The 2,075-nt window shown below is 49.1% G+C and carries 1 tRNA gene and 1 rRNA gene; both read right to left on the reverse strand.

Features of this window, described 5'->3' with window-relative positions:
- Positions 1-261: 261 nt before the first annotated feature.
- Positions 262-334, reverse strand: a tRNA-Ala gene (locus ACFPQ3_RS00385).
- 69 nt (positions 335-403) lie between these two features.
- A 16S ribosomal RNA gene (locus tag ACFPQ3_RS00390) occupies positions 404-1,952 on the reverse strand.
- Positions 1,953-2,075 lie beyond the last annotated feature (123 nt).

Here is a 2,075-nt window from a genome sequence, read left to right on the forward strand (position 1 = left end):
CCTTATTAACTTAACCTTATTAACCTAATTCTTCTCAAAATTAGAAAACTCATTAAATACTTACAGCGTTTTCGGTTTATTTTCTTGTTACTTTTCTTACAATTCACTTTATTGAATTGTGGAATTTGATATAGATATTCAATTTTCAATGGACAAATTTAGGATACTAAGCAACGGTCGCTTTTGCGAAACTTCTTTCCTAAAAAGTTAGTTGCGTGTTCAACTTCACTGACTATTACGTTGTGTAGGAACAATATCCTATGGAGCCTAGCGGGATCGAACCGCTGACCTCCTGCGTGCAAAGCAGGCGCTCTCCCAGCTGAGCTAAGGCCCCACATCTGTCTCTTCCTTTGAGACCACTCAAAACTAAACAAGACGCCACAAGTGCTTCCTTTTTCCTTAGAAAGGAGGTGATCCAGCCGCACCTTCCGATACGGCTACCTTGTTACGACTTCACCCCAATCATCTATCCCACCTTAGGCGGCTGGCTCCTTAACGGTTACCTCACCGACTTCGGGTGTTACAAACTCTCGTGGTGTGACGGGCGGTGTGTACAAGGCCCGGGAACGTATTCACCGCGGCGTGCTGATCCGCGATTACTAGCGATTCCGACTTCATGTAGGCGAGTTGCAGCCTACAATCCGAACTGAGATTGGCTTTCAGAGATTTGCTTACTGTCACCAGCTTGCCTCTCGTTGTACCAACCATTGTAGCACGTGTGTAGCCCAGGTCATAAGGGGCATGATGATTTGACGTCATCCCCACCTTCCTCCGGTTTATTACCGGCAGTCTCGCTAGAGTGCCCAACTTAATGATGGCAACTAACAATAGGGGTTGCGCTCGTTGCGGGACTTAACCCAACATCTCACGACACGAGCTGACGACAACCATGCACCACCTGTCACCAGTGTTCCGAAGAAAAATCCTATCTCTAGGACGGTCACTGGGATGTCAAGACCTGGTAAGGTTCTTCGCGTTGCTTCGAATTAAACCACATGCTCCACCGCTTGTGCGGGCCCCCGTCAATTCCTTTGAGTTTCAACCTTGCGGTCGTACTCCCCAGGCGGAGTGCTTAATGCGTTAGCTCCGGCACTAAGCCCCGGAAAGGGCCTAACACCTAGCACTCATCGTTTACGGCGTGGACTACCAGGGTATCTAATCCTGTTCGCTACCCACGCTTTCGAGCCTCAGCGTCAGTTACAGACCAGAGAGCCGCTTTCGCCACCGGTGTTCCTCCATATATCTACGCATTTCACCGCTACACATGGAATTCCACTCTCCCCTTCTGCACTCAAGTCTCGCAGTTTCCAAGGCGTACATTGGTTGAGCCAATGCCTTTGACCTCAGACTTACGAAACCGCCTGCGCTCGCTTTACGCCCAATAAATCCGGACAACGCTCGGGACCTACGTATTACCGCGGCTGCTGGCACGTAGTTAGCCGTCCCTTTCTGGTAAGATACCGTCACTTGGTGAACTTTCCACTCTCACCAACATTCTTCTCTTACAACAGAGCTTTACGATCCGAAAACCTTCTTCACTCACGCGGCGTTGCTCGGTCAGGGTTCCCCCCATTGCCGAAGATTCCCTACTGCTGCCTCCCGTAGGAGTCTGGGCCGTGTCTCAGTCCCAGTGTGGCCGATCACCCTCTCAGGTCGGCTATGTATCGTCGCCTTGGTGAGCCATTACCTCACCAACTAGCTAATACAACGCAGGTCCATCTCATAGTGGAACTCTTGTTCCTTTCAAACTTCTAACATGAGTTAAAAGCTATTATGCGGTATTAGCTATCGTTTCCAATAGTTATCCCCCGCTATCAGGTAGGTTACCTACGCGTTACTCACCCGTTCGCAACTCTTCATACTCGTACAAGTACCAGTACTCAGCGTTCTACTTGCATGTATTAGGCACGCCGCCAGCGTTCGTCCTGAGCCAGGATCAAACTCTCATTAATTATTACAGTTTGTCCGGCTAAGCCTCTCTGGCTTTTCCGTTTATTGTGTCTTTGACAGGTTACTTCCGTAACCCGCACTTGCTTCGTCTTGTTCAGTTTTCAATGGACTTCTCCTTAGAGACA

The organism is Streptococcus caledonicus (genome assembly GCF_042656225.1).
Lineage (GTDB): Bacteria > Bacillota > Bacilli > Lactobacillales > Streptococcaceae > Streptococcus > Streptococcus caledonicus.